General features: G+C 36.7%; 15 protein-coding genes. 10 read left to right on the top strand and 5 right to left on the bottom strand.

Features of this window, described 5'->3' with window-relative positions; translation table 11 throughout:
• Nucleotides 1-434: 434 nt before the first annotated feature.
• Together AC4G3O_RS04035 and AC4G3O_RS04030 are read left to right on the top strand one after the other, a co-directional pair.
• A complete protein-coding gene (locus AC4G3O_RS04035; protein WP_490551188.1) occupies nt 435-2186 on the top strand; it encodes an ABC transporter ATP-binding protein in 1752 nt (583 codons plus the stop codon).
• Nucleotides 2186-4228, top strand: coding sequence for an ABC transporter ATP-binding protein (locus AC4G3O_RS04030; RefSeq protein ID WP_139892416.1), 2043 nt, complete (start codon nt 2186-2188; stop codon nt 4226-4228). The genes AC4G3O_RS04035 and AC4G3O_RS04030 overlap by 1 nt, the downstream gene beginning before the upstream one ends.
• A gap of 167 nt (nt 4229-4395) precedes the next feature.
• Here AC4G3O_RS04030 and AC4G3O_RS04025 read toward each other — a convergent pair whose 3' ends face one another.
• Entirely contained in the window at nt 4396-5550 is a 1155-nt protein-coding gene (locus AC4G3O_RS04025) for an endo-1,4-beta-xylanase (protein WP_491135877.1), read from the bottom strand.
• Between the two features lie 531 nt (nt 5551-6081).
• Between AC4G3O_RS04025 and AC4G3O_RS04020 the strand changes: the two genes are divergently transcribed.
• The 6 genes from AC4G3O_RS04020 to AC4G3O_RS03995 all read left to right on the top strand — a co-directional run bounded on the left by AC4G3O_RS04020 (nt 6082) and on the right by AC4G3O_RS03995 (nt 10672).
• A complete protein-coding gene (locus AC4G3O_RS04020; protein ID WP_066104637.1) occupies nt 6082-7056 on the top strand; it encodes a proline dehydrogenase family protein in 975 nt (324 codons plus the stop codon).
• Between the two features lie 142 nt (nt 7057-7198).
• On the top strand, nt 7199-7981 hold the full coding sequence (locus tag AC4G3O_RS04015; protein ID WP_066104633.1) for a polysaccharide deacetylase family protein: 783 nt from the start codon (nt 7199-7201) through the stop codon (nt 7979-7981).
• A gap of 14 nt (nt 7982-7995) precedes the next feature.
• Nucleotides 7996-8625: a YkyA family protein gene (locus AC4G3O_RS04010; RefSeq protein WP_066104630.1), complete on the top strand. Its 630-nt coding sequence runs from the start codon at nt 7996-7998 to the stop codon at nt 8623-8625.
• Between the two features lie 240 nt (nt 8626-8865).
• The gene (locus AC4G3O_RS04005) at nt 8866-9369 is read left to right on the top strand and encodes a DUF2798 domain-containing protein (RefSeq protein WP_066104627.1); all 504 of its coding nucleotides are present in this window, start codon (nt 8866-8868) and stop codon (nt 9367-9369) included.
• A 313-nt stretch (nt 9370-9682) separates the two neighbouring features.
• The gene (yiaA, locus tag AC4G3O_RS04000) at nt 9683-10150 is read left to right on the top strand and encodes an inner membrane protein YiaA (protein WP_066104623.1); all 468 of its coding nucleotides are present in this window, start codon (nt 9683-9685) and stop codon (nt 10148-10150) included.
• Between the two features lie 171 nt (nt 10151-10321).
• Nucleotides 10322-10672 carry a VOC family protein gene (locus AC4G3O_RS03995; RefSeq protein WP_491135876.1) on the top strand — a complete coding sequence of 117 codons (351 nt, stop codon included), beginning with the start codon at nt 10322-10324 and terminating at the stop codon, nt 10670-10672.
• Between the two features lie 158 nt (nt 10673-10830).
• Here AC4G3O_RS03995 and AC4G3O_RS03990 read toward each other — a convergent pair whose 3' ends face one another.
• From AC4G3O_RS03990 to AC4G3O_RS03980, 3 genes are all read right to left on the bottom strand, one after another.
• On the bottom strand, nt 10831-11514 hold the full coding sequence (locus tag AC4G3O_RS03990) for an amino acid ABC transporter permease (RefSeq protein ID WP_066104616.1): 684 nt from the start codon (nt 11512-11514) through the stop codon (nt 10831-10833).
• 20 nt (nt 11515-11534) lie between these two features.
• The gene (locus tag AC4G3O_RS03985) at nt 11535-12395 is read right to left on the bottom strand and encodes a transporter substrate-binding domain-containing protein (protein WP_491135875.1); all 861 of its coding nucleotides are present in this window, start codon (nt 12393-12395) and stop codon (nt 11535-11537) included.
• Between the two features lie 262 nt (nt 12396-12657).
• Nucleotides 12658-13083 carry an HIT family protein gene (locus tag AC4G3O_RS03980; protein WP_066104612.1) on the bottom strand — a complete coding sequence of 142 codons (426 nt, stop codon included), beginning with the start codon at nt 13081-13083 and terminating at the stop codon, nt 12658-12660.
• Nucleotides 13084-13192: 109 nt separating this feature from the next.
• On the opposite strand from AC4G3O_RS03980, the gene AC4G3O_RS03975 reads away from it, so the two are divergent.
• A complete protein-coding gene (locus AC4G3O_RS03975) occupies nt 13193-13546 on the top strand; it encodes a DUF3221 domain-containing protein (protein ID WP_175354268.1) in 354 nt (117 codons plus the stop codon).
• 71 nt (nt 13547-13617) lie between these two features.
• Here the strand turns inward: AC4G3O_RS03975 and AC4G3O_RS03970 are convergent, their stop codons facing one another.
• The gene (locus tag AC4G3O_RS03970; protein ID WP_491135874.1) at nt 13618-14715 is read right to left on the bottom strand and encodes a YkvI family membrane protein; all 1098 of its coding nucleotides are present in this window, start codon (nt 14713-14715) and stop codon (nt 13618-13620) included.
• Between the two features lie 185 nt (nt 14716-14900).
• On the opposite strand from AC4G3O_RS03970, the gene AC4G3O_RS03965 reads away from it, so the two are divergent.
• On the top strand, nt 14901-15875 hold the full coding sequence (locus AC4G3O_RS03965) for an ADP-ribosylglycohydrolase family protein (RefSeq protein WP_491135873.1): 975 nt from the start codon (nt 14901-14903) through the stop codon (nt 15873-15875).
• Nucleotides 15876-15979 lie beyond the last annotated feature (104 nt).

Raw genomic sequence — 15979 nt, 5'->3', positions numbered from 1 at the left:
TGACTAACAATTCAAATAGTAGTAATCTGTGTAAAGACTTACCAATTTACTTATCAATGAAAGGAGGACTGTATGATGAAAAAATCAGTGATTGTTGTAGCGTATCATCGAGTCGATATGAGATTTGTGCAGTCCTCCCGTTTAAATATGATTTAACTCGTTTTAAACGAAAAGACTGCACGTTGCCGTGAGTACTTTTGTCTAACTCAAATGTAAAGATTGGACGTTTTTACGTTCGAATCTTCTTTTGATTGGAGGAAGTATCAACACGTAATCGTTGCAGTCTTTTTTTGTTGGTAATTTTAAGTTGCATTCAAAAAAGGAGGAAGAAAAATGGAATCAAATGTGGTCAATGTAAAAATCTCAAGGGACATACAGGCAAACAGTACGTAGCAATTAAAATGTTCTTCGGTTAAGACAAAGGAGGAGATGGAATGTTTTCGGTTTTAAAGAAATTAGGTTGGTTTTTTAAAGAGCACTGGATTCGGTATACAGTCGCAATCGCGTTATTGAATATCGTAAATGTGCTGGAGGTTTTGCCACCGATGATTGTTGGGATGGCCATAGATGACATGAGTATAGGTGAAATGAATCAGGAGACACTCATGACCTATGTTTGGTGGATGATCGGGTTAATGGTCACCCTCTATATACTAACCTATATATGGAATTACCAGTTATTTAGTGGAGCGTATGTTTTAGAGCGGAAGCTGCGCTCAGGATTTATAGGTCATTTATTAAAAATGACACCAACCTTCTATGAAAAGAATCGTACAGGCGATTTAATGGCAAGAGCAACCAATGATCTTAAATCTATATCCGTTACAGCAGGATTCGGTATTTTAACGTTAATGGATTCTACCTTATATATGATTGCGATTTTAGCAACAATGGCCATTACAATTAGTTGGGAACTTACGCTTGCCGCCATCTTACCTTTGCCGATTATGGCATGGGCAGTCAAAAAGGGCGGAGAGCGAATTCATGAGCACTTCACAGTAGCACAGGATGCTTTTGGTGAACTAAATGACAAGGTCCTTGAATCAGTCGCGGGTGTCCGTGTCATTCGTGCTTATGTACAGGAACGAGCGGATGAAAAACGCTTTGAAGAGATGACAGAAGATGTATATGAGAAAAACATGAAAGTAACGAAAGTAGATGCCATGTTTGATCCGGTTATCACATTCGTTATTGGTATCAGTTATTTAATCAGTCTTGGATATGGAGCCAATCTAGTATTCGCTCAAGCCATTTCAATTGGGCAGCTTGTGACCTTTAACGTATATCTATCGATGCTGATTTGGCCGATGATCGCCATTGGGGAATTAATTAATGTCATGCAAAGAGGAAATGCCTCTCTCGATCGCATGAACGAAACATTATCTTCTCAGGAGGATGTAAAAAATGATCCGAATCCAGTGGATGTCCCGGAATTAGAGAACGTTATATTTGATCAAGTAGTATTCCGTTATCCTTCTTCAAAGGTGGATAATCTAGCCGATATCAATGTCAAAATCGATAGCGGGGATACCATTGGAATCGTCGGAAAAACAGGAAGCGGAAAAACCACATTTGTGAAACAATTGCTCCGTGAATATCCTGCTGGAAACGGAATTCTTTCCCTATCCGATGTACCGATTGAAAAACAAAATCTTGAGGATGTCCGGGAATGGATTGGATATGTACCGCAGGATCATGTTTTATTTTCTAAAACAGTTCGGGAGAATATTTTATTTGGAAAAATGGAAGCAACTGATGAAGAGTTTTGGAAAGCAGTTCGCCTCGCTGATTTTGAAAAAGATATAGAGAGACTGCCGAACAGACTGGAGACGCTGGTTGGGGAAAAAGGTATTGCTTTATCTGGCGGACAAAAGCAAAGGATTTCAATAGCCAGGGCGTTAATTAAAGATCCGGAGATTCTGATTCTCGATGACTCCCTCTCTGCAGTGGACGCCAAGACAGAAACAACGATTATCGAAAATATTCGGAATGAACGAAGCAACAAAACGACGATAATCACTACTCACAGATTATCAGCAGTACAGCATGCAGACTGGATTATTGTACTAGATGATGGAGTGGTGATTGAGGAAGGCACACATGAAATGCTGCTCAATAAGAAGGGCTGGTATAAAGAACAATTTGATCGCCAGCAAATTGAAGCGAATAAGGAGGTGAGCGCCTAATGAACGAACATTTGGAACAAACGGAATCCGGTTGGAAGACGGGAAAACGTTTATATCAATATGCAGTGAAGTGTAAAGGAACCATTATCCTAGCACTAATGATGTTATCCATCTCAGTAGGGGCGGACTTAATCGGACCCTATATCGGGAAAAACATGATAGACAACCATATCATGGGGATTGAATCTCCATGGGTGGAAACGAAGAATACAAAGGATGCCGTTCACTATCAGGGGAGCACATATAAACGTGAGGCCTATGTAGAGGATGGGGAATGGACCGGAAGTGAGGTTGCCATCCAACAGGTTGGGACGACGTTTTTATTCCTAAACCAACCGATAGAGTTTGATGGGAAGAGATCCTATAAAGATGGGCAGCTGGTGATTACTAGTGGAGAAAAAAGAGCAACCTATGAGGCTCAGAAATTGTCAGGAGCACAAATCATGGCGTTTTATCAGCCAGAGATCAGCCGTATAATGCAATTACTTGCTCTGTATTTCGGAATTATGGTTGTGGCATTCTTCTTTCAATATGGGCAGAGCTATTATTTACAAAAAGCAGCGAATCGAATTATTCAAACAATGCGAAAGGACGTTTTTGCTCAAATTCAAAGACTGCCGATTCGCTACTTTGATAATTTACCGGCAGGAAAGGTAGTGGCACGGATTACAAATGATACCGAAGCAATTCGGGAGCTGTATGTAAGGGTTTTAGCTAATTTTTTCTCGAGTACGGTTAATATTATCGGAATTATCATTGCCCTATTTTTGCTTAATGTAAAGCTTGGAATGGTGACATTGATTATTCTGCCGCTGCTCGTTGGATGGACATTATTATTTCGTAAATTTGCTACAAAGTATAATAGGGTCATTCGGGCACGTATAAGTGATATTAATGCCATGATTAACGAATCCATAAATGGGATGAATATCATTCAGGCATTCAAGCGGGAGAAAGAAACAACAGAGGAATTTGAAAAACTGAACACAGAGCATTATGTATACCAAAGTAAAATGCAAAAATTAAATTCCTTGTTAAATGGAAATCTTGTAGGTGCTTTGCGTGTTATTACATTAACACTATTTATATGGTATTTCGGAGGTATGGCAGCATCTGGTGAATCAGTCGTCAGTCTAGGCGTTTTATACGCGATGGTGAATTATTTAAATCGTCTGTTCCACCCAATATCAGGAATTGTCAATCAGTTTGCAAATTTTGAACAGGCGATGGTAGCCGGTGAACGCGTATTTGCACTTCTGGATGAGGAAGGTATTGATGTTGAGGATCAACGTAAGCCACGTTTTAAAGGGCATGTTGATTTTGATCATGTATCTTTTAGCTATAAAGAAGGAGAAAAAGTATTAAAGGATATTCAGTTTGAGGCTAGTCAGGGCGAAACAATAGCCCTAGTGGGGCATACAGGCTCTGGGAAAAGCTCCATTATGAATCTGTTATTCAGATTTTATGACTATCAGGAGGGGGCTATCCGCATTGATGGGATAGAATTGAAAGATATCCCACATCAAACCTTGCGTGAGCATATGGGAATTGTTTTACAGGATCCATATTTGTTTACTGGAACCATCCTTTCGAATATCACACTTGATGATCCAAAAATTTCGAGAGAAGTAGCTGAAAAAGCGTTACGGGATGTGGGAGCTGACCGCGTGTTGGCCAATCTTGAACATGGGTTTGATGAACCGGTAGTTGAAAAAGGGAGTACTCTTTCATCAGGGCAGCGCCAATTAATATCCTTTGCCCGTGCTTTGGCTTTTAATCCGGCTATCCTGATTCTTGATGAAGCTACATCCAGTATTGATACAGAAACAGAAAGCTTGATTCAGGAAGCAATGGAGGTGCTAAAGAAAGGTAGAACCACTTTTATTATTGCACACCGTCTTTCTACTATTAAAAGCGCTGACCAAATCCTTGTTCTCGATAAAGGAAGAATTGTGGAGAGAGGAAACCATGATGAACTCATGGAATTAAAAGGCAAATATTATCAAATGTATGAGCTTCAAATTGGAAAACTTGCAGGTTAATACTATAAGTTAACAAATAGCAATCTAAGGAAAACAGTGATCAGGTTAATCAAAAGAATATATATCCTGTAACTAAAAGGTAAAGAGGAAGCAATAAGCTTCCTCTTTTACTATAGTATATGAAGATATCTAAGGATTCTTATACTAAATTATTCTTGGTATCTATTTTAGTCCATTATTGCCCAATAAGCAGGCTTAAGATTATAATTCGGATCAAAGACAAATGGTGCATCTTTTCCAACGCCATTATTATATTCCTCGGCACGGTCGTCTAGCCATGTATGATTATCTGCAATTCCCCAGAATGTCACGTTACTAATCTTATCTCCTAATCTCTCATACATTTCAAATAACTCATTATACCTGGCAGCTTGACGCTGGAACTCTTCTTCTGGAATATCCTCATATGAAGGATAAGCAGGTCTTGGTGGCCAGCCGTATAAGCTCACATCTAACTCGGTTACTTGATTATCTAAACCAAGACTAGCAAAACGATTAATAGATTCCTCCGTTTCAGTAATGGATGGCCAGCCTAATTGAATATGAGCTTGATGACCGACACCGTCAATAGGGACTTTTTGTTCAAGCAATTCAACAACTAAGTTATATAAATGGGTTTTTTTAGGTTCTACCTCTGTGTTGTAGTCATTAATGTACAGTTTTGCATTCTTTTTTGCATATTTTTTAGCTGTTTTAAATGCTACCTTAATATAATCAGTACCAGTTATTTGATACCAAGGAGATTCACGTAGCTTCTGCTCATTTGATGCATATTCGTCAATCACTTCGTTTACAACATCCCATGAGTCGACATCATTTTTATACCGTTTGACAATCGTTTTTATGTGTTTTTCTAAACGCTGTAATAATAGCTTTTTATTTTTCTCCCGCTGTTTTGGATTGGTTTCTTCGGTCATTTTATTCCCGTTCTTATCAATAAAGAACCAATCAGGAACCTGGCTATGCCATACAAGGGTATGAAAACGAACATCCATATCATTTTTCTTGGCGAATTTCACAATTTTATCTGCTTCTTTAAAATTGAATTTCCCCTCTTCGGGTTGGATGGATATAGGCTTCATTACGTTCTCTGCAACAATACTGTTATAGTGACGCTTTAATACATGACCACTCTTGCCCTGTAATTGATCAGGTTCGACAGCAGCCCCAATTGTAAAAGAATCTTCGTATCTTTCATATAAAGGGGAAGCTTTTAAAGCACTTAATGGCTTAGCACTCGCAATATCGGTGGAAACGACAGGAGTTACAAGGGCAATAGCTAATCCGAAACTTAGAAACTTACGTACTAATTTTTGTGACATGTCCTAATCTCCTTTTCATTTAAAATAGAAAGCGTTTACATAGGTATTTGAACATTATTATAGAAGGTATCTACTTAGTAAGTCTAGGAAACAAACTAAGTTACGAGAAAAATAGGCCATAAATCACGGAGAGAAAACTAGCTGACAAGTTAATATAGGGCTAAGTACATAAAAGAAATGGAGTGCGGTATATAGATTGAAGCCAATACCTGTACTTGTTAAAAGAACAATCACTATAGTTGCATATGTCTCAATCAAAAATATAGGAAAGGTCATTAAATCGATTAATTGCCTATTATATAAGGCTGTTGCTCTATTGGGGAGCCGGCATATTATTACGGAAGTAAAAAAGATATTCCTTATAGAAATCTTTCGGAATTTACTATATTATGAATATATTGAAATAAGTAAGCGCTTCAAATGAGGTTATATGAACATATAAGTTTTAGCCTACCCATAGTGTAAGATTACAAGTATTTATTCTGTATTTATTGATTTCATGTTATTTAACTAACATAAGGGGTGTTCTTAATGATTGTTAAAGATTTCTTCATTGCTCTTTCAGAAAATCAGCTTTTAAACCGCACAGCTCAAAAATATGGGTTAAAAATGGGTGCCCAAACTGTAGTTGCCGGTACAAATATAGACGAAACAATTGAGAGTATAAAAGAGTTAAATAAGTATGGAATTTCTTGTACCGTGGATAATCTTGGAGAATTTGTGAGTGATAAAGATGAAGCTGTAAAGGCGAAGAATCAAATCCTTCAGGTTATTGAGGCCATTTATGAAAATAAAGTCGATGCTCATATATCATTAAAACCCTCTCAATTAGGGTTGGATATAGATTTGGATTTCTGCAGAGACAATCTGTTGGAAATTTTTGAAGCAGCTGCAAAGTATGATATTTTTATAAATATTGATATGGAGAACCATTCCAGATTACAGCCTTCTTTTGATTTAGTAGATCAGATATCGGAAAAATACGATAATATTGGTACAGTTATACAAGCATATTTTCATCGAGCCGAAAATGATATACAAAAATATAAAAATTACCGCCTTCGTATTGTAAAAGGTGCCTATAAGGAACCTGCTGAATTAGCCTATCAAACAAAAGCAGAAATTGATAAAAATTATATCAATTTGATAGAATATCATCTGTTAAATGGTAAGTTCACCTCCATTGCAACACACGATCATAAAGTCATAAACCATGTGAAGCAATTTGTAAAAGATCATCAAATTCCTAATGAAAAATTTGAATTCCAAATGCTCTATGGTTTCCGCTTCGATATGCAAATGGAATTGGCTAAAGAGGGCTACCAGTTTTGTACGTATGTTCCTTTTGGGACGGATTGGTATGGATACTTTATGAGACGTTTGGCTGAAAGACCTCAAAACATAAGCCTTGTAACGAAACAAGTATTCACCAAAAAAACAAACACGGCTCTTGCGATAGCAGCCGGTGCCTTTTTACTTGGCAGATTATCTAAGAGAAAAAAATAGATATGCAAGAGCCACTACCCTACAAGAGGATAGTGGCTTTTTAGTTAATCTATTTTTCTGAAATATTACTAAAATATTACAATAGAAAAAGAATTGTAATATAATAGGAGTTAAATAGAGATTTATAAAGGAAGATTAAAGAATGCGTAATTTTGCAATTATCTTGGTTACTATTATAGTATCCATAACAGTAATGAGCTGGATCAAGCCGACTTCCAGTTTGGCTGACAAAACCAATGATCAATCAGGGCATCCAGAACTGAACATGGTTACATATGAAAGGACCGTAAAAAAAGTGCCTGAAAAATTAAATGGTAAAGAAAGAAAAGTAGTTTATTTAACAATTGATGATGGTCCAAGTCTTTATACAAAGGAGTTAATTGCTATACTCGATCAATTTGAAATACCGGCTACTCATTTTCTGATCGGAAATAATATGAAGAAATACCCGGATATGGCCAAGGAATATGTCAACCGTGGAGATTATATCGGAATGCACTCAATGAGCCATGATTATAATAGATTGTACAAAAAGGGAAAAATTGTAGAAGAAGTGATGGAAACACAGCAATTAATCAAAGAACAGGTAAATATTTTGCCGATTTTATTCAGATGTCCATATGGATCATCTCCAGGGTTAAATACGAAATTGCGAGATCAAGCTGCACACGCAGGATTGAAAATGTGGGATTGGACAATCGATTCAAAAGATTGGAAGCTGCAAGAGAATCCTTCAAAAATTGAAGGAGAAATTCTGAAGCAATTAAATGGATCTGAGGAAATTATCTTAATTCATGAAAAGAAAGGTACCATTGAGGCATTGCCAGGAATAATTAAAAGTATTAAGGAAGCGGGCTATGAATTTGAAAGATACGAAGAATCAAAACATTTTCCGGCAAACTTCCATAAAGATAAGAGATTATAAGGACGAGGAATCGTATGATTAGAAAGAAAATAGGTATATATCTAGCTTTAATTGTAACCAGTATGTTAATGGCTGTTTTAATTCTACCAGTTATACAAAAGTATGATGAAAAATATTTGAAGGTTCATAATCAAGTGGCATGGGATTTTAAGTCTAATATGAATTATGGGGAGCTTTTTAATACCGAAAATAATAAGCTGCAATCCCTATACGAAATGACAGTAAAAGATGGAGCAGATAACCTAAAAAAGGCTGAAAACCAAATAAGTAAGGCTGAAGAGACAATCAATCAGTGTAAACTAATGGTTGACGAGGACAAATCATTGGTAGAAAACCAATTAATACAAATGAAAGAATCAGAAGAATTACTGAGTAAAATAGATCAGAAAAAAGTACATAAGGAAACATTGTTGAGCCTCCATGACTCACTGATTAACCTGTTACAAACATATAATCAAGCCCTTGATCAATATGAAGAAGTACTTAACTTGGAGCAAAAGATATACTCAGCGTTAAAAGCGGAAAAGGATTTAAAAGAAATAACCGCTATTATAGATGAAGCAAATCAATCATCCGGTGAATTATCTGGTACAATCAAGGATTTAAACGGCTATATAGTATCCTACAATAAGCTACAAATCTAATTCAGACATCTTCCATTGATTTGCAGTTAAACTCTTGAAATGGTTCACTTGTAAAATTGGAATCTATTAAAGAGCAAATAGTCTTTTAATAAGTAGAAAATTGGTGATTGAAAATTTTTCTCCTAACATGGTAATATGTTTAAATCAGTGTGTAGAGATATTGGTATAGTTGATATGCCAAAAATATATGTCTTGATGATACGTCTGCCATCTGAATTTTTCATTTTTCGGAGGGTATATATGCATAGAGAAGATAGGTTGCCACAAAACGCAAGAGAAGGCATATTATTTATGCTCATCATTTCAATCATCTCAGTAAATACGATTGCACCAATTATTATGGGATTGGAACGTGGTTTCAGTAAAGAAAATTATATCGAAACCTTAAAGATTATTCCAATTATGTGGATCATTGTTGTTTTATTGGTGAGATTTGTTGCTGGACCTGTGGTTGGTAAAATAATGCCTAAATTCATAGGTAAAACAGATGGATTCAATGCAAGAGTTTTAATGAATACATTTTTCAATGTAACCGTTCTATCCGTCCTTTTAACCATTATCGGTACCTGGGTTGGCTCAAAACAAATCAGCTTAGAACCTTTTCAAAATTTCTTTTTGAGCTGGTTTAGGAATTTCGGTGTGGCATTTTGGATTGAATTAATAGTAGCACAGCCAATTGCCAGATTTGTAATGAAGAAAATCCATAAGAGAAAAGCGAATAGAGCAGAGACAGTTAACGTATAAGATCTGTGAGATTCTCAGAGATTGTGAGATCAATCTGCAAAATAATAAAGTTCAACCAGAACAAGACTGGTTGAACTTTTTATTTTGCTCATTATATTTTTTGTGTCGGTACTTATGTTGGGTGTTAAAAGGCTTGGATATTCACCACAATCTTGATTAGTCGCATGCTATAATAGGCCCTTGTGAAGACAATTGAATAACGAAAAAAGGATAATATGTACTAATTTGTAAGAATATTCTATACAATAGATATAGAGGCGGAATTCCGCTTTACATAATTACTATTTATATAGAGGAGAGGTGAAAAGACTCAGTGTCGAATGAGAATGAATATTTATTAGATAACGAACAAAGTGTTCCAAAAAAGAAGGTCGAAAGACATCCTGGGGAACCAACGACTGCTTTTAAAGGTGCTACCTGGGCGGCTTTATTGGTAGGGGTTGCTGCTTATCTAATAGGATTATTTAATGCTTCAATGGAATTAAACGAAAAAGGGTATTATTTCGCAGTATTAGTATTTGGACTTTATTCAGCAGTATCATTACAAAAGGCGGTTAGAGATCGAGATGAGGATATACCTGTGACAGCCATCTATTATGGAATTAGCTGGTTTGCTCTTATTGTTGCAATCGCCTTGATGGGCATCGGTCTTTATAATGCGGGAAGTATTGATTTAAGTGAGAAAGGATTTTATGGTATGTCCTTTGTATTAAGTGTATTCGCTGCCATAACTGTTCAAAAAAATATTAGGGATACACAGAAGGCTAAAGAAAAAGATTGAGTCATTTATGAAATCAAAAGCAGATACTCCTTTTTGTTTCAAGGGCTATCAGAAGTGGCCCCCAAAAGTCGGATATCAATTCTAACTTTCGGGGGTTATTTCAATTTCTATAGGAAATACACTTTCTTTGATGGAATTTAATTATGGAAAATAATTAGAAGGAGTAGAAGAATGGAAGGACTGGTAAAGAGAATTGATACCGTATTTTTAGAGGTAAGCGATTTAGACTACTCGATTAAATGGTATTCAGAAAAATTAAGATTAAATATGAGATGGAATCGAAATGGGTATACTGCCTTCACAATAGGAGAAACCTCGTTAACCCTTGTTCAATCAACAGACGCAAAACCTGCAAAACACTACCCATTTAATTTCTTTACAACTAACATAGATGAAGTACATAAGTTCTTTATAGAAAATGAAGTAGATGCCGACGAAATAGCTGATTACCCGGATATACGAACCTTCGATTTTAAAGATCCGGATGGTCATATTCTTAACTTCTGTCAATTTAACGAATAACGACTTGATAGCAGGGTTTGTTCCCTGCTTATTTTCTATCAATATGAAAAAAGGATAGATTCTCTATCCTTTTTATCCAATAAACTGTGCCCTGCGGAATTTCATATAAATGTCTCCGAACAATAGAAATTGAGTGAGGAGTGGCTTTAGCAGCCATTCTATTTCTGCAAATACACCTCAGCTCTTTTTTCTAAATAGCGCTGCAGAAGAGAAACAGCCGCACATATGCACCAATAGATCATCGCTACAAGTATGTACATCGTCATATAATCAAATTCCCGTCCTCCGACGATTTTGGCATGCTGAAATATTTCAGGGACCGTTATCATCGCTGCCAATGAAGAAGCTTTGATTAAATCCAGCAACACATTAGAGAGAGGTGGTAGCGCAATTCGGACAGCCTGCGGAAGGATAATCCCTCCCATGGTTTGCCAATAGGATAAACCCAATGATTGTGAGGATTCCCATTGTCCTTTATCGACAGAACCAAGAGCAGAACGGTTGATTTCAGCAATATAAGCTGCACTGTTAAAACTGAATCCAATAATAGCCGCTTGCATGGCAGTAAATTCAATTCCGATAATCGGAAAGCCAAAATAAAGAATAAAAATAATCACAAGAATGGGTACACCGCGCATAAAAGAGATGTACATGCTGGCTGGCCAGCGCAGCCATTTACTTTTTGAACTCCGTCCAAGAGCCAAAAAGAAACCAATGATCAATCCCAAAGCCATACTGATAAATGAAATCAAGAGGGTATTCGATAAGCCTTCAAGAACATATGGCAATGAATCGATTGCTAATTCTGGGTTAAATATATATTGCCACTGAATATCTGCCATATAAATTCCCTTTCAATCACTTATTTAACTGAGTCCAACTGAACTTCTTTTGTAACGTCTGCGCTGTCATAGAATTTTTTAGAGAGCTCAGCCATCGTTCCATCCGTTTTTATTTCTTCCAATACCTTGTTTATTTCTTTCAACAAGTCACTGTTATCCTTTTTCATCAATATGGCTTGATTGCTTGGATTGTATTTTATATTAGGATGTACGGTAATATCGAATTCTGGAAATGCGGCTACAGCTAAACGCTGGGTATAATAATCATTTAGAATAATGTCAGTTCTGCCAGTAGAAACATCTCGCAAATATTGATCATTTGTTGCATTGTCATAGATGACTTCTTCAGCTCCATGTTCACGTGCCACTTCCATATATGTAGTTGTTGCTTCTCCAGCTGCTTTTTTCCCTTTTAAACTATCAAGATCTTTAATGCCGGATAAATCTGATTTTCTAACGATGGCAGCGCCGAAGGAATATTTATAGGGTTCAGAAAAAGAAAATTTTTCTCTCCTTTCCTCAGTAGCTGTAATATCATTGACAGCGATGTCAGTTTGTCCATTGTTGATGGAGGCTAGCATGCCATCAAAGGCCATTTCAGTAAATTCTGCTTCTAGGTTTAATCGTTTAGCTACTTCACGTGTTACTTCCACATCGTATCCGGTTAATTCATTTGTTTCAGAATCATGATAGGAAGCGGGATATAAGGTTCCGGAAGTTGCAACTTTTAATTTGCCGGATTCTTTAATGGCTTCCCAGCCGTTTTTTTCCTCTTTTTTGCTTTCTTCCCCTTTGTTATTACTGCATGCAACAGTAACCAAACCTAGCATTGCAATTGCTAGAATTGATACAAGTCTTTTAAAGCTATTTGTGGTTATCATATTTTCACCTCGCCTACCATTATATTTGAAAAAAATGTATATGTCATTTGGGAATAAACTTGAAAGGGTATCGCGCGAAATAGAGCGTAGAAGAAATGCAAAAAGGAACATAATTACTAATGAATGGGAGGGCACAGATGAAGGGGATAGCAGGAGTGATGCTAGTTTACTAAATTTAATAAGTTTAGTCTGGTATACAAAGCAATAAAAAAGAAATAAACGGGTGTAGAATAATGGAATGAATAAAAAAAGGTAGTGGAAATTAATCCAAAACCTTTAGCATTTCGGTGATCTTTCTTTTCGTCTCTTCCAAGTCGTATTCCTTTTCTCCAAGTGTTTCTCCATCTTCAGAATAGAAATCTGCAAAATTTTGTCCTTCATACCGCGGAACTACATGCATATGAAAATGTGTTAATTCATCAAATGCTCCACCGTTCTGACAGACTGTAATGCCATCCGGATTAAACAAAATTTTTATCACTTTTGATAGCCTCTTTGCTGCCATCATTACGGAGCTTGCCGTATTATCGTCAAATTCATTAAAGTATCGAACATGTTTTTTAGGTAAAATCAAAACGTGTCCTTCGTTATAAGGATCAATATCTAAAATACAACAAACATAATCATCTTCAAAAACTACATAAACATTTTCTTTTTTATGTGCTAAATTACAGCCTAAACAATTCATTACAGCTCCCCCTTTATTAAATTATATACGTAATTAAAAAAGTGCAGAGGGGAATTTTAGGAATAACAGAATGAAGGTATTGATAAAGGTGGGTAAGGGAGGTGGAATCTTGAAGATTACGACTAAAGTTTCCCTATATATCGGGTTATCCTTATTGCTTCTCATCGTTCTTTATCTGTATGAACTTGAACGACAAATCGACTCACCTGGAATCGAAGGAACAATTATCATTAGCGAAGCCGATGCTGTATTCATTGTGCTCGATTCAAATTTTGAGAATGAGGACGTGGATTTGCCGATTGAGGAGCTGCAAGCCAAATATAAAAATGTCGGGCGTCTATCCATCCATCAAAGTGATTATAGAGGTGAACTAAAAACCGGACAAAGGGTGAAAGTATGGATGAGCCAAACAATGGAATCCTCTCCCCCTATCTTTAAAGCGATAAAACTGGAAAGATTGTAGCAGTATTTTCATTTATTACATTAAAAAAGCCCCGTGCCATAAATAGTACGGGGATAGAATCCTTTGAAGTTCTAGACTATTTTCTTTTCTTTTTCAGCTACGGGGTTTATGCGATTGATTTCAGGAGCATGGTGCTTAGATGTAATCCAGGACCAGCCAATTGCTGCCAGTAAAATAAATCCCACATAGCCCATGATTGGATACACGGTGTTTACCAATGTAGTAAAACCAGCAAAGCTAAGACCAAAACCAATTGCTCCGAATATCACAACTGAAGGATGAAAGAAGCGTCCTTGAGGAATGATTCGCACTGTGAATGCATAAAACATTCCCACGCATGTATTGTAAATCATAGCCAATAGAATAATAGATAGCAGGTTCCCGATTAAAGGTGAGATACTATTAGCTAAAAATAAAGTAGGCATTTCTACAATTTGCATATTAGCCATATCAGTCATCATACCTATATTAATCAGCAGCATGAGTACACCGAGCAGGATACCGCCCATAATTCCGCCAATAGCTGCTTGTTTTTTATTTTTAAACGTTCCGCTAATAACAGATAGCATAGAGAAACCGACAGCAACATTAAAGGATACATAAAGTAATGCGGACATGAACCAATTTGAAGCCGCTGCTTTGTCTAAATCAACATTACGCTCTATGTCTATAGGAGTGATTCCATTTTTAATTAGCGCGTATCCTGATATAAAAATCATAATAACTAATAAAAATGGTGTGATTGAGCTAATGATAGAGATGATTTTCTCTACCTTCAATAGCATGGTCAGGATGGTGATAACTGTCATAAATAGTGAACCCCAGATGGCAGAAATCCCAAACTGTTCCTCAACAATTGATCCTGCGCCTGCTATCATAATTACACCAACGCCAAATAAAAAGAACGATAAAATTATATCCAGTGCTTGACCAAGAAAACGTCCGCAAAGAACCTCGATGATTTCTTTATGTGAGGTGGCTTGCATATGGCTGCTCAGTTGAGAGAGCTGCATGGCAATAAAGGAAAATAAGACAGTTGCCAGCAAAATAGCAGGTATACTGTAAAAGCCAAAATTCGTAAAAAACTGCATGATTTCTTGGCCAGAGCCAAATCCCGCTCCAACAATGACTCCTACAAATGCACCTGCTAGGTATAAACTTTGTTTCATTTTATCAGTCCTCTTTTATGGTAGTTTGGAGGGATATCCAAAAATTAAGTATTCTGATATATTAACATATTCATTCTATTTTAACAAATTGAAGGAAATGGAATTAAGTTTTTGGGAAATCCCGTTATAGAAGAAAGGTTAGTTTGGTAAAATGAGATAAAAGACAGTATAAGGGAGGATTCCATATGACAAGAAAAGTAGATGGAGTTCCAGCAGATACAATGAAGGAAAAGATATATTCAACCATTATAGGCGGGATTATTGGGGATGCTCTTGGTGTACCGGTAGAATTTAAAGCCAGAAATGCCGGCGTTACAGATATGATCGGTTATGGGACCTATAATATGCCTCCTGGAACATGGTCTGATGATACATCACTAACGATGTGCCTGATTGAAAATTTAATTGCAGGAAAAGATGAAAATGATTTGATGAACCGCTTTGTTTCCTACCAGGATAAAGGCTACTGGACCCCATATGGTGAAATGTTCGATATCGGCATTGCAACCGCAAATGCTATTAGCCGTTATAAGCAAGGTGTACCGGCTGTTCAGTGTGGTGGGAAAACGGAATATGATAATGGCAATGGCGCACTTATGCGTATAGTGCCACTTGTATTTACATTATCGAAAGAGCCAGATTTTCAGATGAGGAAAAAGGAAATAGAGAGAATTGCGCATGTCACGCACAGCCATCCAAGATCTACCCTTGGTACAATTATTTATGTGGAATTTTTGCTGAATATGTACGATCAACATTCACCTTTAGAATCCTTGAAAATTGCACTCAATACATGCTGGGAACAGCTTGGATCAGAGAATGAGTATCAACAAGAATTTGCTTCATATGAAAGAATCTTTAGTCTAAGCTTGCTTGAAGCAGACCGCGATGATATTCGCTCGGATGGATATGTTGTTCACTCACTTGAAGCTGCTTTGTGGTGTTTCTTTAAATCTCAAACCTATGAAGATGCCGTTCTTGAAGCGGTCAATCTGGGCAATGATACTGATACGATTGCTTTTATAACGGGAACTATAGCTGGTATGTATTACGGGATGAAAAATATTCCGGAAAAATGGGTGAATGCCCTGGTCAGTCAAGATAAAATCATAGACCTCTGTGATCGCTTTTATGGCTATTGCGTGGAGAAAGCGAAATAATTTTATAAATAAAATATATGAAATTACAAAAAAAGACCTGCTCAGGAAGTCTGCAAAAACGACTTTAGGACAGGTCTTTTTTAAAAGGCTTTTTTTTCGCATAG

This window comes from Bacillus sp. z14 (2026) (assembly GCF_058313575.1).
Note: the sequence above shows the minus strand (reverse complement) of the source record. Positions and strands in the feature narration are given on the sequence as shown.